The sequence below is a fragment of the Serratia sp. LACPHL-BACT-2024-00286 genome, assembly GCF_043109535.1.
Taxonomy (GTDB): domain Bacteria; phylum Pseudomonadota; class Gammaproteobacteria; order Enterobacterales; family Enterobacteriaceae; genus Serratia; species Serratia sarumanii.
On record NZ_JBICNA010000007.1, the window covers coordinates 254099 to 271005 of the forward strand.

Annotated in this window: 19 protein-coding genes; 11 read left to right on the forward strand and 8 right to left on the reverse strand. The window is 59.9% G+C overall.

The genetic code is table 11. The features are described from left to right. Nucleotides 1-213 precede the first annotated feature (213 nt). The 9 genes from rpmH to ACF8MC_RS20940 all read left to right on the forward strand — a co-directional run bounded on the left by rpmH (nt 214) and on the right by ACF8MC_RS20940 (nt 8153). Entirely contained in the window at nt 214-354 is a 141-nt protein-coding gene (gene rpmH / locus ACF8MC_RS20900; RefSeq protein ID WP_000831330.1) for a 50S ribosomal protein L34, read from the forward strand. A 17-nt stretch (nt 355-371) separates the two neighbouring features. After that, the gene (rnpA, locus tag ACF8MC_RS20905) at nt 372-731 is read left to right on the forward strand and encodes a ribonuclease P protein component (protein WP_004933883.1); all 360 of its coding nucleotides are present in this window, start codon (nt 372-374) and stop codon (nt 729-731) included. After that, the gene (gene yidD / locus ACF8MC_RS20910; protein WP_004933881.1) at nt 695-952 is read left to right on the forward strand and encodes a membrane protein insertion efficiency factor YidD; all 258 of its coding nucleotides are present in this window, start codon (nt 695-697) and stop codon (nt 950-952) included. Before rnpA ends, yidD begins: the two co-directional genes overlap by 37 nt. 2 nt (nt 953-954) lie before the next feature. After that, entirely contained in the window at nt 955-2592 is a 1638-nt protein-coding gene (gene yidC / locus ACF8MC_RS20915) for a membrane protein insertase YidC (RefSeq protein ID WP_016929601.1), read from the forward strand. Between the two features lie 96 nt (nt 2593-2688). Next, nucleotides 2689-4053, forward strand: a complete 1365-nt coding sequence (gene mnmE / locus ACF8MC_RS20920) for a tRNA uridine-5-carboxymethylaminomethyl(34) synthesis GTPase MnmE (RefSeq protein WP_016929602.1) — start codon at nt 2689-2691, stop codon at nt 4051-4053. A 107-nt stretch (nt 4054-4160) separates the two neighbouring features. Beyond that, complete coding sequence (locus ACF8MC_RS20925; RefSeq protein ID WP_164105521.1) at nt 4161-5474, forward strand: lysine N(6)-hydroxylase/L-ornithine N(5)-oxygenase family protein; 1314 nt, start codon at nt 4161-4163, stop codon at nt 5472-5474. Nucleotides 5475-5569: 95 nt separating this feature from the next. Then, entirely contained in the window at nt 5570-6295 is a 726-nt protein-coding gene (locus tag ACF8MC_RS20930) for a 4'-phosphopantetheinyl transferase superfamily protein (RefSeq protein WP_164105523.1), read from the forward strand. A 161-nt stretch (nt 6296-6456) separates the two neighbouring features. Continuing rightward, a complete protein-coding gene (locus tag ACF8MC_RS20935) occupies nt 6457-7023 on the forward strand; it encodes an NADPH-dependent FMN reductase (protein WP_025304752.1) in 567 nt (188 codons plus the stop codon). Between the two features lie 77 nt (nt 7024-7100). After that, nucleotides 7101-8153 carry a hypothetical protein gene (locus ACF8MC_RS20940; RefSeq protein WP_033649559.1) on the forward strand — a complete coding sequence of 351 codons (1053 nt, stop codon included), beginning with the start codon at nt 7101-7103 and terminating at the stop codon, nt 8151-8153. Nucleotides 8154-8187: 34 nt separating this feature from the next. Here ACF8MC_RS20940 and ACF8MC_RS20945 read toward each other — a convergent pair whose 3' ends face one another. Continuing rightward, on the reverse strand, nt 8188-9525 hold the full coding sequence (locus ACF8MC_RS20945) for an NCS2 family permease (RefSeq protein ID WP_033636524.1): 1338 nt from the start codon (nt 9523-9525) through the stop codon (nt 8188-8190). A 233-nt stretch (nt 9526-9758) separates the two neighbouring features. On the opposite strand from ACF8MC_RS20945, the gene ACF8MC_RS20950 reads away from it, so the two are divergent. Together ACF8MC_RS20950 and yieH are read left to right on the forward strand one after the other, a co-directional pair. Then, a complete protein-coding gene (locus ACF8MC_RS20950; RefSeq protein WP_033636523.1) occupies nt 9759-10163 on the forward strand; it encodes an NUDIX domain-containing protein in 405 nt (134 codons plus the stop codon). A 46-nt stretch (nt 10164-10209) separates the two neighbouring features. Further along, nucleotides 10210-10878 carry a 6-phosphogluconate phosphatase gene (yieH, locus tag ACF8MC_RS20955; protein ID WP_041037333.1) on the forward strand — a complete coding sequence of 223 codons (669 nt, stop codon included), beginning with the start codon at nt 10210-10212 and terminating at the stop codon, nt 10876-10878. Here yieH and ACF8MC_RS20960 read toward each other — a convergent pair. From ACF8MC_RS20960 to pstC, 7 genes are all read right to left on the reverse strand, one after another. Next, a complete protein-coding gene (locus tag ACF8MC_RS20960) occupies nt 10875-11615 on the reverse strand; it encodes an amino acid ABC transporter permease (protein WP_004933841.1) in 741 nt (246 codons plus the stop codon). The genes yieH and ACF8MC_RS20960 overlap by 4 nt on opposite strands. 1 nt (nt 11616) lies before the next feature. Beyond that, the gene (locus tag ACF8MC_RS20965; protein WP_025304748.1) at nt 11617-12330 is read right to left on the reverse strand and encodes an amino acid ABC transporter permease; all 714 of its coding nucleotides are present in this window, start codon (nt 12328-12330) and stop codon (nt 11617-11619) included. A gap of 81 nt (nt 12331-12411) precedes the next feature. Beyond that, nucleotides 12412-13251, reverse strand: a complete 840-nt coding sequence (locus ACF8MC_RS20970) for an ABC transporter substrate-binding protein (RefSeq protein WP_164105525.1) — start codon at nt 13249-13251, stop codon at nt 12412-12414. A gap of 168 nt (nt 13252-13419) precedes the next feature. Beyond that, on the reverse strand, nt 13420-14154 hold the full coding sequence (phoU, locus tag ACF8MC_RS20975; protein ID WP_033636521.1) for a phosphate signaling complex protein PhoU: 735 nt from the start codon (nt 14152-14154) through the stop codon (nt 13420-13422). Between the two features lie 11 nt (nt 14155-14165). Further along, on the reverse strand, nt 14166-14936 hold the full coding sequence (gene pstB, locus ACF8MC_RS20980; protein WP_016929614.1) for a phosphate ABC transporter ATP-binding protein PstB: 771 nt from the start codon (nt 14934-14936) through the stop codon (nt 14166-14168). A gap of 54 nt (nt 14937-14990) precedes the next feature. Beyond that, nucleotides 14991-15881 carry a phosphate ABC transporter permease PstA gene (gene pstA / locus ACF8MC_RS20985; RefSeq protein ID WP_033636520.1) on the reverse strand — a complete coding sequence of 297 codons (891 nt, stop codon included), beginning with the start codon at nt 15879-15881 and terminating at the stop codon, nt 14991-14993. 1 nt (nt 15882) lies between these two features. Next, the gene (gene pstC, locus ACF8MC_RS20990; RefSeq protein WP_004933822.1) at nt 15883-16839 is read right to left on the reverse strand and encodes a phosphate ABC transporter permease PstC; all 957 of its coding nucleotides are present in this window, start codon (nt 16837-16839) and stop codon (nt 15883-15885) included. Between the last annotated feature and the right edge of the window lie 68 nt (nt 16840-16907).

The window sequence follows — 16907 nt, forward strand, 5'->3', positions numbered from 1 at the left end:
GGATTCTGCGGTGACCACGGGCCAAGACCGGATTTTGTTCCGTTATTGGCAGACAACCAGGTAGGCTGGCGCGATGCGAATTGACTCAGGACTGTACAATTATTACAATCCCGCTTCTTTATGTATTGCGATTGAGGCGTCGGTCATCTTCACGCCGAGTAGCCAAACGCGTTTACTGATCAGTAATTATTTTAAGTTTAGGTAGAAATCGCTATGAAACGCACTTTCCAACCGTCCGTATTGAAGCGCAACCGTAGCCACGGTTTCCGTGCTCGTATGGCCACCAAAAATGGTCGTCAAGTTCTGGCCCGCCGTCGTGCGAAAGGCCGTGCTCGTCTGACTGTTTCTAAGTAATAAAGCTAACCCGCTGAGTGGTTAAGCTCGCTTTTCCCAGGGAGTTACGTTTGTTAACTCCCACTCATTTCACTTTCGTCTTCCAGCAGCCACAACGGGCTGGCACGCCGCAAATTACCATCCTCGGCCGCCTGAACCAGCTGGGGCATCCCCGCATCGGTCTTACCGTCGCCAAAAAACACGTCAAACGCGCGCACGAGCGTAATCGGATCAAACGCCTAACCCGCGAAAGCTTCCGCCTGCGCCAGCACGAATTACCGGCGATGGATTTTGTCGTGGTGGCCAAAAAGGGGATAGCGGATTTGGATAACCGCGCGCTGACGGAAGCTTTGGATAAATTATGGCGTCGCCACTGTCGCCAGGCTCCCGCATCCTGATCGGGCTGGTGCGGGCCTATCAGCTCGTCATCAGTCCGCTGCTAGGGCCTCGTTGTCGCTTCCAGCCGACATGCTCTCATTACGCAATTGAGGCATTAAGCAGGTTTGGCATGATAAAAGGCAGTTGGTTAGCATTGAAACGCGTATTAAAATGCCACCCTTTGAACCCAGGTGGCGATGATCCGGTGCCGCCAAAAACCGACGATAACAGAGAACACTAACGATGGATTCGCAACGCAATCTTCTCCTCATCGCTCTGCTGTTCGTGTCTTTCATGATCTGGCAGGCATGGCAAACGGACAACGCTCCGCAGCCGGCCGCACAGACCACGCAACAGACTTCGAACGCAGTAGCCGGTGATGCCGCCAGCCAGGCCGTGCCAGCCAGTGGTCAGGGTAAGCTGATTACCGTGAACACCGACGTGCTGTCACTGACCATCAACACCCGTGGTGGCGATATCGAGCAGGCTAAACTGTTGGCCTACCCGGATACTCTGGGTTCATCGACTCCGTTCCAACTGCTGGAAACCACTCCGTCGTTCGTCTATCAGGCGCAAAGCGGCCTGACCGGTAAAAACGGCCCGGACAACCCGGCCAACGGCGAACGCCCGCTGTATCAGGCGGCGCAAGACAGCTACACCCTGCCGGAAGGCCAGGACGAGCTGCGCATCCCGCTGACCTACACCGATAAAGACGGCGCAGTCTACACCAAGACCTTCGTGCTCAAACGCAACCACTATGCGGTCGGCGTGGATTACAGCATCGACAACAAAGGCGCGACGCCGCTGGAGCTGACCCTGTTCGGCCAGCTGAAGCAAACCACCGAATTGCCTAAACACCGCGACACCGGCAGCAGCAACTTCGCGCTGCACACCTTCCGCGGCGCGGCGTACTCGTCCAGCGAGGACAAGTACCAAAAATACGCGTTCGACAAAGATGAAAACCTGAGCGTCACCACCAAAGACGGTTGGGTCGCCATGCTGCAACAGTACTTCGCCACCGCGTGGGTACCGGCGACCAAGGGTGACAACACCTTCTACACCGCCAAACCGGGCGACAACCTGTCCACCATCGGCTTCAAATCTACGCCGGTCGTGGTGCAGCCGGGCGCTCAGCAGCAGCTGAACGCGACCCTGTGGGTCGGCCCGGAGCTGCAGGATCAGATGGCCCAGCTGGCGCCGCACCTGGACCTGACCGTGGATTACGGCTGGCTGTGGTTCATCTCCCAGCCGCTGTTCAAACTGCTGAAGTTCATCCACGGCTTTATCGGTAACTGGGGTTTCTCCATCATCATCATCACCTTCATCGTGCGCGGCATCATGTACCCGCTGACCAAGGCGCAGTACACCTCGATGGCGAAAATGCGCATGCTGCAGCCGAAGCTGCAGGCGATGCGCGAGCGCATCGGCGATGACAAACAGCGCATGAGCCAAGAGATGATGGCGCTGTACAAGGCGGAGAAAGTGAACCCGCTCGGCGGCTGCCTGCCGCTGATCATTCAGATGCCGATCTTCCTGGCGCTGTACTATATGCTGATGGGTTCGGTCGAGCTGCGCCACGCGCCGTTCGCCCTGTGGATCCATGACCTGTCGGCGCAAGACCCGTACTACATCCTGCCAATCCTGATGGGCGTGACGATGTTCTTCATTCAGAAGATGTCGCCGACCACCGTGACTGACCCGATGCAGCAGAAAATCATGACCTTCATGCCGGTGATCTTCACAGTGTTCTTCCTGTGGTTCCCGTCCGGTCTGGTGCTGTACTACATCGTCAGTAACCTGGTGACCATCCTGCAGCAGCAGCTGATTTACCGTGGTCTGGAAAAACGCGGTCTGCACAGCCGCGACAAGAAAAAAAGCTAAGCGTATTGTAGGGGTTCGGCGCGCCGACCCTTGCAGTCACCCCAAAGGCGGTCATTAGACCGCCTTTTTGCATCTTAATCGTCAGAGAGAACCGTTATGAGCACCACCGATACCATCGTAGCCCAAGCCACCCCGCCGGGACGCGGCGGCGTCGGCATTCTGCGCATTTCCGGAAGCAAGGCCAAAGACGTCGCCCAGGCGTTGCTCGGCAAGCTGCCGAAGCCGCGCTACGCTGACTATCTGCCGTTCCGCGACGCCACGGGTGCCACCCTCGATCAGGGTATCGCGCTGTGGTTCCCGGGGCCGAACTCCTTTACCGGCGAAGACGTGCTGGAACTGCAGGGCCACGGCGGGCCGGTGATCCTCGATCTGTTGCTCAAGCGCGTGCTGGCGCTGCCCGACGTGCGCATCGCCCGGCCCGGCGAATTCTCCGAACGCGCGTTTCTCAACGACAAGCTCGATTTGGCGCAGGCCGAAGCGATCGCCGATCTGATCGACGCCAGCTCCGAGCAGGCGGCGCGCTCGGCGATGAACTCGCTGCAGGGGGCATTTTCCACCCGCATCCACCAGCTCGTGGAAGCGCTCACTCACCTGCGGATCTACGTGGAAGCGGCGATCGACTTCCCGGACGAGGAAATCGACTTCCTGTCCGACGGTAAAATCGAAGCACAACTCAACGACGTGATGGCGGATCTGGATAGCGTACGCGGCGAAGCGCGCCAGGGCAGCCTGCTGCGCGAAGGGATGAAGGTAGTGATCGCCGGGCGCCCCAACGCCGGTAAATCCAGCCTGCTCAATGCGTTGGCCGGGCGCGAGGCGGCGATCGTCACCGATATCGCCGGCACCACCCGCGACGTCCTGCGCGAACATATCCATATCGACGGCATGCCGCTGCACATCATCGACACCGCCGGCCTGCGCGACGCCAGCGACGAAGTGGAGCGCATCGGCATCGAACGTGCGTGGAACGAGATCGAACAGGCCGACAGAGTGCTGTTTATGGTCGACGGCACCACCACCGCCGCCACCGAGCCGGCGGAGATCTGGCCGGAGTTTATGGCGCGCCTGCCGGGCACGCTGCCGATCACCGTGGTGCGCAACAAGGCCGACATCACCGGTGAAACGCTGGGTCTGACGGAAGTGAACAACCACTCACTTATTCGCCTGTCGGCCCGCACCGGCGAAGGCGTCGATGTGCTGCGCGATCATCTGAAACAGAGCATGGGCTTCACCAGCAACATGGAAGGCGGCTTCCTGGCGCGCCGTCGTCACCTGCAGGCGCTGGAGCTGGCGGCACAGCACCTGGTGCAAGGCAAAGAACAGTTAGTGAGCGCTTACGCGGGCGAGCTGCTGGCCGAGGAACTGCGCCAGGCGCAGCTGGCCTTGAGCGAAATCACCGGCGAATTCACCTCAGACGATCTGCTGGGCCGCATCTTCTCCAGCTTCTGCATCGGCAAATAATCGCCTGCGGGCGCCATATCCTCTTCGGCGCCCGCATTTTACGTCTCCGGCGCCAAAACTCACCTAAGCTTATCTCATCAATTTTTCCGCGTGAGAGATAAGCTTAAATGAACGAACCTTTAGACTTGATTGGCGTGGGATTGGGGCCTTTCAATCTCAGTCTGGCCGCTCTGGCCGCCGAAAGCGGCGCCGTCAACTATACCTTTCTCGATCGTAACGCGAGCTTCCGCTGGCACCCCGGCATGCTGCTGCCTTCCGCTTATATGCAGACATATGTGCTGCAGGATTTGGTTACCGCCGTCAGCCCACGCAGCCAATTTTCATTTATTAATTACTTGGTAGAACAGAAAAAAATTTATCGGTTTTTAATCACCGAGCAGCAAATTATCAGCCGAGAAGAATTTTCCGACTATCTACGCTGGGCCTGCGAAAGATTAGACGGGCTACAGTTTTCACAGTCCGTAGAGCGCATTGATTTTGACGATGAAAAGAGTTTGTTCAAGGTAACCACCCATGATCAGACGCTGTGGGCGAAAAATATCTGTCTGGGCACCGGCCATAACCCTTGGTTACCGAAAGCGTTTTACCCGGCGCTGGGCGAAAACTGCTTGCACGCCGCCGAAATAGCCCTGCGCAATCCGGACTTCAGCGGCAAGCGAGTTATGGTGGTGGGCGGCGGCCAAAGCGGCGCCGATGTGTTTTTGAACGCATTGCAGGGGCACTGGGGCGAACCGGCGCAGCTGGACTGGCTCTCGCGCCGTCCCAATTTTCAGCCGCTGGATGAGTCCCCCTTCACCAACGAATATTTCACTCCCGAATACGTCGACTATTTCTATACGCTGCCGTCAGAAATCCGCGAGCGTGAAATCAAAACACAGAAATTGCCGGCAGACGGCATCAGCAATCATACGCTGCGAACCCTGTACCGTGAGCTATATATGCGTTTTGACGTGATGCGCCAGACGCGCAATGTGCGTTTACTGCCTCATCGCACCCTACTGGCCATCGAATCAGTGGGTGAAGCTTTTCATCTGCGCACGCTTCACGGCCTGGAAAATCGCCAGGAAAGTTTCAGGGCCGATATCGTCATTCTGGCCACCGGCTATCGCGCTTCGCTGCCCGCTTACCTGAAACCCTTGCTGCCGCGCATTCCTCTCGATGCGGAACAGCATCTGCCGCTACTGCCGAATTTTAATCTGGACTGGCTCGGGCCGGAGCAAAATCGAATTTATGCGGTTAATGCCGGAATACACAGCCACGGCAGCGCAGAAGGCGGACTGAGCCTGATGGCCTGGCGTTCAGCCCGCATCCTCAATCACTTGCTGGGTAAGCCGTGCTTTGATTTGGCACCGAACGCATCAATGATCCAATGGTGGAGCGATGCCGCGCCGGGCGATATCTCTACCACCGCTGATAAATAGGATAATCCGCATAGCGTTTTTTGATGATAAATCCTCAACTTAGTCTTAATCTAACACCCCTGCGTTCTTAGCGACCCTCTGTCATGGAGCGAACAATGGCGTGTCATTTTGCCCGATGGACCCCGGCCTCCGCCGTCCTGGATACCCAGAGACTCGCCGACGAAGTGATAGCCGCCACCCGCACCTTTTCCGTTAAACGCCGCACGCGCTTCCTGCAAGGGCGCATTCTGCTCGCCGAAATGATGTTCTACCTGTACGGCCTGCCGACGCTGCCCCCCATCGCCACCACGCCGACCGGCCGCCCCTGTTTCGCCGATCATCAGCTGCCCGATTTCAGCCTCGCTTACGCCAGCAACACCGTGGGCGTGCTGCTCAGCGACGAGGGCAAAGTCGGGTTGGATATCGAAGTGATGCGGGCGCGCGGCACCCGGCAAAGCGCGCTGCAACACGCGCATCAGACGCCGGCGGAAAGTGCCTGGATCAGCGCGCAGGACGATCGGCTGGAGGCGGAGACTCAGCTGTGGAGCATTCGGCAAAGCGTGCTGAAAATTTCCGGCCTCGGCAACAGCGGCCAGTCTACGCTGCGTCTACATCCCTTCTCCGGCCACCTGCGCTCCAGCGCCACGCCGGACGTTCAGGTGATGAGCGACGCCGACGAATACCTGAGCTGGGCCTGCGCCGGCAGCCCCGGCCTGGATCGTCTGCTGTGCTGGCGCTACGAAGAGCGCGGCGGACTGCGCAAAGACGGGGAAATCTCGCCGCGCAGCCCGGCGGCGTCCTCACGCTTCGTTAAACTGACGGGCCTGAAGACGCCCGGTTAACGCAGCGCAAAACGGATAACGCTGTCTTTACCGCACGAGTTGCTGGATTAAATTGTAAAGACAGCTAAATGTTGAGCAATCGCCTATTCTCGACCAGCGCTTTAGCCTACTATTCGCCCATGTTGTACGCTGAATCTGCTCATTCGAAAGGGAGAATCACCATGTCAGACCAAGCCTTGAAAATCGTCACTCTGCTCGGCAGCCTGCGCAAAGGCTCCTACAACGCCATGGTGGCCCGCGCCCTGCCAGGCCTGGCTCCACAGGGCGTCACCATTGAAGCGCTGCCCTCCATTCGCGATATCCCGCTGTACGACGCCGACATGCAACAGGGTGAAGGCTTCCCTGCCGCGGTCGAGGCGATCGCCGAACAGATCCGCCAGGCCGACGGCGTGATCATCGTCACCCCTGAATATAACTATTCCGTGCCCGGCGGGTTGAAGAACGCCATCGACTGGCTGTCTCGCTTGCCGAATCAGCCGCTGGCCGGCAAGCCGGTCGCCATTCAGACCAGCTCGATGGGGCCGATCGGCGGCGCGCGCTGCCAATACCATCTGCGCCAGATCCTGGTGTTCCTCGATGCGATGGTAATGAACAAGCCTGAGTTTATGGGCGGCGTGATCCAGAGCAAGGTCGACGAACAGGCCGGTGAACTGAGCGATCAGGGAACGCTGGATTTTCTGACCGGCCAGCTGTCCGCGTTCAGCGATTTTATTCGCCGCGTGGAGTGAAGGTCTCGCGGCGCCCCTTAGGCGCCGCAACAGGACATGAAGTCCATCAATTCATTGAAAATTAAAGCCATAGCATCATGTATTTTTTCATTTTAGCGTTATTTTTTGTTTCCATCACCAGTCCCGCTTTCGCGGCAGAGATGCGTTATCCCGCCGGTGAAGAGCCGCTGGAGCTGCCGGCACACAGCGCGCTCAACGCCCAGCTGTCGCGATCCGCGCAAAACCAGGAAGATAAAAAGCTGGGCGCCATGTCGCTGTACCTGACGCTGATGCGCGAAGACGGCCGCAACGTCTGGGCGCCCTACCAGCTGGCGGTGTCATCGGCGGAGAAAGGGCAAACCGAGCTGGCGGAGCGCTACCTGCAGCTGAGCGCCGACCGCGGCCTGTGGTACTACTACAACCTGCTGGAGGACGACGCCTTCAACAGCATCCAGCACTCCGCCACCTACCAATCGATCCTGGCCGCCACCAAAGCGCGCTATCTGCAGCACGCCCGCCACTATGAAGGCAAGGCCAGCTACGCGATGCCGGACGGCGAAGCGCCGCCCGAAGGCTGGCCAACGGTGATCTTCCTGCATACCTACGGCAAAGCCGCCGCCATCAGCCCCGAAGAACGGCTGCTGTTCGGCGAAATGGGCGTGGCCTACATCGAGCTCAACGGCACACAGATGCTGTCGGAAAACAGTTTCCGCTGGTCGAATTACAGCGACGAGAGCACCCAAACCGCCATTCAGCGTACGCTGCAACAGCTGGCTCCGCAGCTAAAGCTGAATCCCCGGCGGATTTACCTCAGCGCCCGCGGCCAGGGCGCGCTGCACGCCGCCAACCTGATCGCGAAGTACCCGCAGTTTTACGCCGGCGCGCTGCTGATCGCCCCCAACGGCGAGATCAAGCCGGCCCAGCAGTCGCTGGCGGCGCAAAAGAAAATCGTGATGGCGTATTACGATCGGCAGAATTTCAGCGAGCAGGCGCTGGCGTTGCACTTCGCCAATCTGTTCGGAGAGGATAATCAGGTAGAAACGCTGCATTTCGCCCAGGGAGAGGATGCCGCCGGCAGTTGGCAGGCGCGCTTCAAGCGGCCGTTGCAGTGGGTGTTGGGTAAGGCGCCGGATGCGACGCCGGGCGCCTAGGGTTCAGGGCCGACAGGCGTCGGCCCTTTGGCGGTCAATGGCCGTCGACGAAGACGATCTTCAGCACGAACAGTAGCGCCACCACCACCACGCACGGGCTGATTTCACGCCAGCGGCCGGTGCCGAGCTTCATCACGCAGTAGGAGATAAAGCCGAGCGCGATGCCTTCGGTGATCGAGAAGCTGAACGGCATCATCACCGCGGTGACAAACGCCGGTACCGCTTCGGTCAGATCGTCCCACTTCACCCGCGCCAGGCTGGAGGTCATCAGCACGCCGACGTAGATCAGCGCGCCGGCGGCGGCGTAAGCCGGCACCATGCCCGCCAGCGGCGACAGGAAGATCACCAGCAGGAACAGCAGGCCGGTGACCACCGCCGTCAAACCGGTGCGGCCGCCGACGGCGACGCCGGACGAACTTTCGATGTAAGCGGTCACGGAAGAGGTGCCCGCCAGCGAACCGGCCACCGAGCTGATGCTGTCGACGTACAGCGCCTGCTTCATGCGCGGGAACTTGCCCTGGTTGTCGGTCAGGCCGGCTTTATCGGTGACGCCGATCAAGGTGCCCGAAGAGTCAAACAGGTTCACCAGCATAAACGAGAAGATGATCCCGGCCAGCCCGATGTTCAGCGCGCCGGCCACGTCGACCTGGCCCACCACCGAGGTGATGCTCGGCGGCAGGGAGAACAGGCCGCCGTATTTCACGTCGCCCAGCATCCAGCCGATCAGGGTGGTGACCACGATCGACACCAGCACCGCCGCGTGGAAGTTGCGCGAAGAGAGCACGGCGATGATGAAGAAGCCGAGCGCCCCCAGCAGCACGTTGTGCGAGGTCAGGCTGCCGATGGTCACCAGCGTGTCCGGGTTGGCCACCACGATGCCGGCGTTTTTCAGCCCCATCATGCCGATGAACAGGCCGATGCCGCTGGTGATGCCGACCCGCAGGCTGACCGGAATGTTGGCGATCATCCAGTAGCGGATGCGGAAAATGGTCAGCAGCAGCAGGCCGACCGCCCCCCAGAAGATGGCGCCCATGCCCACCTGCCAGGAGATGCCCATCGCCCCGACCACCACGAAGGCGAAGAAGGCGTTCAGGCCCATCGCCGGCGCCAACGCCACCGGCAGGTTCGCCAGCAGGCCCATAAAGATGCTGCCGAAAGCGGCGATCAAACAGGTGGTGACAAATACCGCCTGGGTATCCATGCCCGCCGCGCCCAAAATTTGCGGGTTAACGAACACGATATACACCATGGTAAGGAAGGTGGTGATACCGGCAATCGTTTCCGTACGCGCCGTCGTGCCATGTTGCTTGAGTTTAAACACGCGCCCAAGCAAGCCTTGCTCAGCGTCAAGGCCAGATACTGGTTTGGTCATTATCAGAATTCCGAAAATGGGAATGGACAGTCGCCGGCTATCCTATAACAAAAAGTGGGGCTTTTGACGCCGGTCACAGGTTTTTTTCGCCATCTTTACGGCTAAACGCGTCAACGGCTTGTATTTACAGGCTTTCATCCCGCGTTGCCGTCCGCTGCGTTGCCGTTTGCCGACACGGCCGATAAAATGACCTATCGCATCTCTTACCCTACCCGCGAAAAACAGGAATCCGCATGTCTTCAACCTTTATCGATAAGCTCGCGTTGATCGCGCTGAAAGATGACAAAGTGGCGCTGGTGCGTTCACACAATAAGACGCTGTTTTATATGCCGGGCGGAAAGCGCGAAGCGGGCGAAACCGACGAACAGGCGCTGTGCCGCGAAATCGACGAAGAGCTGACCGTCGCGCTGCAGCCCAACTCCATCGCGTTTTACGGCGAGTTCGCCGGCCCGGCGGACGGCAAGCAGGACGGCACCCAGGTGCGCATTCGCTGCTATCAGGCCGACGTTACCGGGCAGCTGCAGCCGGCCGCCGAAATCGCCGAGCTGAGGTGGTGCGACAGCCGCGATTTACCGCACTGCTCACACGTCGCCGCGCTGATTTTGCACGATCTCAAGGCGCGTAACCTGATCAAGTGATCGCTGAGCGGCCTCCGCGCCGTTAACCCGAAGGAACCTGTCCCGCATGAATCAGATTGACTGCATTTTGTTCGACTGCGACGGCACGCTGGTGGACAGCGAAGTGCTGTGCAGCAAAGCCTATGTGCACATGTTCGCCCGCTACGGCATTCATCTGTCGCTGGAAGAGGTGTTCAAGAAATACAAAGGGGTGAAGCTGTACGAGATCATCGATCGGGTCAACGCCGAGCAGGGCACTGACCTGGCAAAAGAGGCGCTGGAGCCGCTGTATCGGCAGGAAGTGGCGCGGCTGTTCGACAGCGAGCTACAGCAGATTGCTGGCGCCCGCGAGCTGCTGGCGCAGGTGACGGTGCCTGTCTGCACCGTCTCCAACGGACCGGTCAGCAAGATGCAGCACTCGCTCGGCCTGACCGGCATGCTGCCTTATTTTGATGACCGGTTGTTCAGCGGCTATGATATTCAGCGCTGGAAGCCGGATCCGGCGATCGTGTTCCACGCCGCTGAACAGATGCAGGTGCCGGTAACGCGCTGCATCCTGGTGGATGACTCGCCTGCCGGCGCCCAGGCCGGCATCAATGCCGGCATTCCGGTCTTTTACTTCTGCGCCGATCCGCATAACCCGCCGATCGACCACCCGCTGGTGACGACGTTTAACGACCTGGCCCAGCTGCCCGCGCTGTGGCGCGAACGCGGCTGGCGGCTGACGGCCGATTAACTGGCCGGCAACGGCGGCTTGTTGCGCCACCAGCGCCACGACCGTTTCAGCGCGCGGGTTTGCGCGCCGAAGCGGCGGTTGACCGCGTTGGCCAGCAGATCGAGCGCCAGGCAGAACACGAAATAGACCAGCGCCACGAACAGGAACACTTCCATCGGATAGACCATGCTGCGGTTGTTGACCTGGGTCGCCAGGAAGGTCAGTTCGCCAACGCCGACGATATAAGCCAGCGAGGTGTCTTTGATCAGGGATATCCACTGGTTGATGAACGACGGCACCATCATGCGCAGCGCCTGCGGCAGCACGATCATGCGCAGCGTCTGCCAGCGGGTCAGCCCCAGGGAAAGCCCGGCCTGCCACTGGCCGGGGCCGATCGCGGCGATGCCGGCCTTCACCGCATGGGCCAGATAGGCCGAAGCGATCAGCGCCAGCGCGCACACCACGGTGGTGATTTCCGGGATCTCGACGCCAAACACCATCGGCAGCAGGAAATAGGTCCAGAAGATCAGCATGATGACCGGTATGGCGCGGAAAAAGCCCAGCACCGCCGCCAGCAATCCGGCAGCGACGCCGCGCGACATCGCCAGCGCCACGCCGAGCAAGGTGCCTAGCACCGCCGAGGCGACGCCGGCCATCAGGCTGATCGCCAACGTCAGCGCCGCGCCGCCTAATGGACCATCCGGCCAGGTGCCCCACAGCAGGTAGCCCAGGTTATCGTGAATTACGCTGAAATCCATCTCAATGCCCTCCCAGCGGTTTACGCTGTTGGCGCCACATGCCCCAGCCTTCCAGCAGCGCGATGATGGCGATATACAGCACCGTCGCCACGCCGAACGCCTGGAAGGTGCGCAGGGTTTCGGTTTCGACCTGACGCGAGGCGTAAGAGAGTTCGGCCACGCCGATCGCCATGGTCAGCGACGAGTTCTTGATCACGTTCATGTATTGCCCCAGCAGCGGCGGCAGCGCGATTTTCAGCGCCTGCGGCAGCACCACGTAGCGCATCGCCTGCCAGCCGGTCAGCCCCAGCGCCTGCGCGGCATATTTCTGCCCGCCGGCGACGCCGCGAATGCCGGAACGGATCTCTTCGGCGATAAAGGCGGTGGAGTAGAGCGTCAGGCCGAAGAAACCGGCGAGAAACTCGAACGACGGCCATTCCAGCGGGCCGACCTGATGTGAGCTGTTCAGCCACTGCATGGCGGCGGACGGCAGGATCTGCCCGGCGGCGAAGTACCAGAAGAACAGCTGCACCAGCAGCGGCGTATTGCGAAACAGCGAGCTGTAGCCCATCGCCAGCCAGCGCAACGGCCGCAGGCTGCTGTCGCGCATCGCCGCCAGCACGAAGCCCAGCAGCGTGGCCGCCAGGCCCGCGCAGGCGGAAAGCCACAGCGTCAGCAGAAAACCGTGCCACAGCCAGCTCAGGTATTGCGGCGCCAGCAGCCAGTCCAGGTTCATGTTCAATCCTTGTCTTGCAGAATGCATCAGGGGCGCAGCAAGCTGCGCCCCTCCGTGCCGATCTCACCGCGAGCGGTTAAATCAGGCTTTCGGTTGCTGATCCAAAGGCGCGATTTTGAAATCGCCGCGCGGTTGGGCGGATTGGGTTTCCGGCCCGAACCAGCGATCGTAAATCTTAACCGCTTCGCCGTCTTTTTCCAGCTTGATCAGCGTCTCGTTCACCGCGGCGGTCAGGCGATCTTCGCCCTTGGGAATGCCGACGCCCTGGTATTCTTTGGTCAGGCTGAACGGCGAAATTTCAAACTCCGCCTTCTGCGCCGCCGGCAGGTTGCCGAGCAGGCCGACCAGCTTGGCGTCGTCCTGGGTGATCGCCTGCACGTTGCCGTTGCGCAGCGCCACAAACGCCAGCGGGGTGTCATCGTAAGAGATCACTTTCGCCGTCGGGAAACGCTCGCGCAGGGTGATTTCCTGCACCGTGCCCTTATCCGCGCCGATGCGCAGCTTTTTGATGTCTTCCGGGGTTTTCAGCACGCCTTTGCGGGCGATGAATTTCTGGCCGGTGGCGAAGTACGGCACGCTGAAGTTCACTTCCTTGGCGCGCTCGTCGGTAATGGTGAAGTTGGCGGCAATCATGTCAACCTTCTTCGACACCAGCAGCGGAATGCGGTTGGCCGGGTTGGTGGCGCGCAGCTCCACTTTTACCCCCAGCGCTTTGCCGATCGCATCGGCGACGTCCACATCGTAGCCCACCAGCTTCTTGCTCTGCGGATCGATGTAGCCGAACGGCGGGTTGCTGTCGAACACCGCGATACGCACCACGCCGGCTTGCTTGATATCGTCAAGTTTGTCCGCGTGCGCGGCGCCGGCGGCGAGGCCGGTCAGACTGGCTAACAACGTTAAGGCCAAAGCGCGATGTTTCATAGAGAGCTCCTAAGTGGTTGATGTCCTGCTGGCGGATAAGCTAGCAAGCGCCACATAGGTCAGGAAATAATATAAAAAGCTATATTTATAACCTTTTTATCTTTAAGAACTTAAGATGGAATAAAGGCGCGGGAAACCGCGCCTTTGAAGGATATTACCCGGAAAGGGTCAGTCGGCTTTGTCGTCTTTACCGCCCGGAGAGAGCAGCTTTTCCAGGGCGTCGCCGCCCAAATGACGGAAATCCTGTCCTTTGACGAAATAGAAGATAAATTCGCAGATGTTCTGGCAGCGGTCGCCGATGCGCTCGATAGAACGGGCGCAGAACAGCGCGGTCAGCACGCTCGGAATGGTGCGTGAGTCTTCCATCATATAGGTCATCAGCTGACGCACGATGCCTTCGTATTCCTGGTCGACCTTTTTATCTTCGCGGTAAATACGGATCGCCTCGTCCAGATCCATGCGCGCGAAGGCGTCCAGCACGTCGTGCAGCATTTGCACGGTGTGGCGCCCCAGCGATTCCAGGCTGACCAGCAGCGGCTGGTGCTGGTGCGAGAACTTCTCCAGCGCGGTGCGGCAGATTTTGTCCGCCACGTCGCCGATGCGTTCCAGCTCGGAAATGGTTTTGATGATCGCCATCACCAGGCGCAGATCGCTGGCGGTCGGCTGGCGCTTGGCGATGATGCGCACGCAGGCTTCGTCGATCGCCACTTCCATCATGTTGACCTTGGCGTCGCCTTCGATAACTCGCTTGGCCAGCTCGCCATCCTGATTGTGCATCGCGGTGATGGCGTCGGTCAGCTGCTGCTCCACCAGCCCGCCCATGGTCAGCACCTGGGTGCGGATATGCTCAAGCTCTGCGTTGAACTGGCCGGAAATGTGTTTGTTTAAATTCAGGTTATCCATGATGCTTCCTATCAACCATAACGGCCAGTGATGTAGTCTTCAGTCTGCTTTTTCTGCGGCGCAGTGAACAGGTTATCAGTATCACTGAACTCGATCAGCTCGCCCAGATACATAAATGCGGTGGAGTCGGAGCAGCGCGCCGCCTGCTGCATATTGTGGGTTACGATCACCACGGTGTAATCGGCCTTCAGCTCGCTGATCAGCTCTTCAATCTTGCCGGTGGAGATCGGATCCAGCGCCGAGCAAGGCTCATCCAGCAACAGCACTTCCGGACGAATGGCGATGCCGCGGGCGATGCACAGGCGCTGCTGCTGGCCGCCGGAAAGGCTGTAGCCGCTCTGGTGCAGCTTGTCCTTGGTTTCGTTCCACAGCGCCGCCTTGGTCAGCGCCCACTGCACGCGCTCGTCCATATCGGCGCGCGACAGCTTTTCAAACAGGCGAACGCCGAAGGCGATGTTGTCGTAAATCGACATCGGGAACGGCGTCGGCTTCTGGAACACCATGCCGACCTTGGCGCGCAGCAGCGCGATATCCGAGTTGTCGGTCAGGATGTTCTGGCCGTCCAGCAGGATGCCGCCTTCCGCGCGCTGTTCCGGGTACAGCTGGTACATCTTGTTGAAGGTGCGCAGCAGGGTGGATTTGCCGCAGCCGGACGGGCCGATAAACGCGGTGACCTTGTTCTTGGCGATATCCAGCGTGATGTTCTTCAGCGCATGGAATTTGCCGTAGTAGAAGTTCAGATCGCGTACCTGAATTTTGCTGCTGGAAGCGTCAGTAACCATACTCATCAAGACTTCTCTCTTTTCATCAGCGCCGCCAGAGCGGCGCTCAAAATTTTATGAATGCTTTTTCTTGGCGAAAATCACGCGCGCCAGGATATTCAGTAACAGTACGCACAGGGTGATCAACAGCACCCCGGCCCAGGCCAGCTGTTGCCATTCGGCGAACGGGCTCATGGCGAATTTGAAGATGGTCACCGGCAGGTTGGCGATCGGCTGCATCAGGTCGGTGCTCCAGAACTGGTTCGACAGCGAGGTGAACAGCAGCGGCGCCGTTTCCCCCGCGATGCGCGCAATCGCCAGCAGCACGCCGGTGATGATGCCGGACACCGACGCCTTCAGCGTGATGGCGGAAATCATGCGCCATTTCGGCGTGCCCAGCGCATAAGCGGCCTCGCGCAGCGTGTCCGGCACCAGCTTCAGCATGTTCTCGGTGGTGCGAATGACGATCGGCACCTGCAGCAGCGCCAGCGCGACGATGCCGGCCCAGCCGGAAAAGTGTTCCATCTTCGCCACCACGATGGTGTAAACGAACAGGCCCACCACGATCGACGGTGCGGACAGCAGGATGTCGTTGATAAAGCGGATCACTTCCGCCAGCCAGGATTTACGGCCGTATTCTGCCAGGTAGATGCCGGCCATGATGCCCAGCGGCGTGCCGAAGATGGTCGCCCACAGGATCAACAGGCCGCTGCCGGCGATGGCGTTGGCCAGACCGCCGCCTGCGGTGTTCGGCGGCGGGGTCATTTCAGTGAACAGCGCCAGCGACATGCCGTCGAAGCCTTTGGTCACGGTGGCGATCAGGATCCAGATCAGCCAGAACAGCCCGAACACCATGGTCGCCATCGACAGGAACAGCGCGAGACGGTTTTTCTGCCGGCGCCAGGCCTGCATTTTGCGGCGGCTTTCCGCCAGAACGACTGCGTTTTGCATATCCATCGTCGCCATGTTAACGCCCCTCATTCTTGGCCAGACGCATGATCATCAGTTTCGACAGCGCCAGCACGATAAAGGTGATAACAAACAGAATCAGGCCCAGCTCCATCAACGCGGCGGTGTGCACGCCGGACTCGGCTTCGGCGAATTCGTTGGCCAGCGCCGAGGTGATGCTGTTGCCCGGCATGTACAGCGAAGCGCTGTCGAGCTGGTAGGTGTTGCCGATGATAAAGGTCACCGCCATGGTTTCCCCCAGCGCACGGCCCAGGCCCAACATCACGCCGCCGATGACGCCGTTTTTGGTGAACGGCAGCACGATGCGCCAGATGACTTCCCAGGTGGTACAGCCGATGCCGTAGGCCGACTCTTTCATCATCACCGGGGTCTGTTCGAACACGTCGCGCATGACTGCCGCGATGTAAGGAATGATCATGATCGCCAGGATCACCCCGGCGGCCAGAATACCGATGCCGAAGGCCGGGCCGGAGAACAGCTCGCCGACGATCGGAATGCCCGACAGCACTTCGCCGACCGGCGTCTGGAAGTATTCGGCGAACAGCGGCGCGAACACGAACAGGCCCCACATGCCGTAAACGATGCTGGGGATGGCTGCCAACAGCTCAATGGCGATGCCCAGCGGCCGCTTCAGCCAGTTCGGCGCCAGCTCGGTCAGGAACAGCGCGATGCCGAAGCTCACCGGCACGGCGATGATCAGCGCGATAAGCGAGGTGACCACGGTGCCGTAGATCGGCACCAGCGCGCCGAACTGCTCCGCCGGCGCGTCCCACTCTTTGGTCCACAGGAAGGCGAAGCCGAATTTCTGCATGCTTGGCCAGGAGGCGAAGATCAGCGAAACAATGATGCCGCCCAGCAACAATAGGGTAATCAGCGCAGCCAGTCTCACCAGCGCGCTGAAAATGATGTCACCGTTTTTGCCCGGTGCTTTGATGGTCGGCTTGTACTCAGCCATAGATTACTCTCTGTTTGAACCCTGGCAGCCCCAACCGGGATCGGAGCCTGAAGAACTGTGTGGGGCGC

Coding starts and splice junctions, on each gene's coding strand:
- rpmH (WP_000831330.1), top strand. CDS start 214: ATGAAACGCACTTTCCAACCGTCCGTATTGAAGCGCAACCGTAGCCAC.
- yidD (WP_004933881.1), top strand. CDS start 695: ATGGCGTCGCCACTGTCGCCAGGCTCCCGCATCCTGATCGGGCTGGTG.
- yidC (WP_016929601.1), top strand. CDS start 955: ATGGATTCGCAACGCAATCTTCTCCTCATCGCTCTGCTGTTCGTGTCT.
- mnmE (WP_016929602.1), top strand. CDS start 2,689: ATGAGCACCACCGATACCATCGTAGCCCAAGCCACCCCGCCGGGACGC.
- ACF8MC_RS20925 (WP_164105521.1), top strand. CDS start 4,161: ATGAACGAACCTTTAGACTTGATTGGCGTGGGATTGGGGCCTTTCAAT.
- ACF8MC_RS20930 (WP_164105523.1), top strand. CDS start 5,570: ATGGCGTGTCATTTTGCCCGATGGACCCCGGCCTCCGCCGTCCTGGAT.
- ACF8MC_RS20935 (WP_025304752.1), top strand. CDS start 6,457: ATGTCAGACCAAGCCTTGAAAATCGTCACTCTGCTCGGCAGCCTGCGC.
- ACF8MC_RS20940 (WP_033649559.1), top strand. CDS start 7,101: ATGTATTTTTTCATTTTAGCGTTATTTTTTGTTTCCATCACCAGTCCC.
- ACF8MC_RS20945 (WP_033636524.1), bottom strand. CDS start 9,525: ATGACCAAACCAGTATCTGGCCTTGACGCTGAGCAAGGCTTGCTTGGG.
- ACF8MC_RS20950 (WP_033636523.1), top strand. CDS start 9,759: ATGTCTTCAACCTTTATCGATAAGCTCGCGTTGATCGCGCTGAAAGAT.
- yieH (WP_041037333.1), top strand. CDS start 10,210: ATGAATCAGATTGACTGCATTTTGTTCGACTGCGACGGCACGCTGGTG.
- ACF8MC_RS20960 (WP_004933841.1), bottom strand. CDS start 11,615: ATGGATTTCAGCGTAATTCACGATAACCTGGGCTACCTGCTGTGGGGC.
- ACF8MC_RS20965 (WP_025304748.1), bottom strand. CDS start 12,330: ATGAACCTGGACTGGCTGCTGGCGCCGCAATACCTGAGCTGGCTGTGG.
- ACF8MC_RS20970 (WP_164105525.1), bottom strand. CDS start 13,251: ATGAAACATCGCGCTTTGGCCTTAACGTTGTTAGCCAGTCTGACCGGC.
- phoU (WP_033636521.1), bottom strand. CDS start 14,154: ATGGATAACCTGAATTTAAACAAACACATTTCCGGCCAGTTCAACGCA.
- pstB (WP_016929614.1), bottom strand. CDS start 14,936: ATGGTTACTGACGCTTCCAGCAGCAAAATTCAGGTACGCGATCTGAAC.
- pstA (WP_033636520.1), bottom strand. CDS start 15,881: ATGGCGACGATGGATATGCAAAACGCAGTCGTTCTGGCGGAAAGCCGC.
- pstC (WP_004933822.1), bottom strand. CDS start 16,839: ATGGCTGAGTACAAGCCGACCATCAAAGCACCGGGCAAAAACGGTGAC.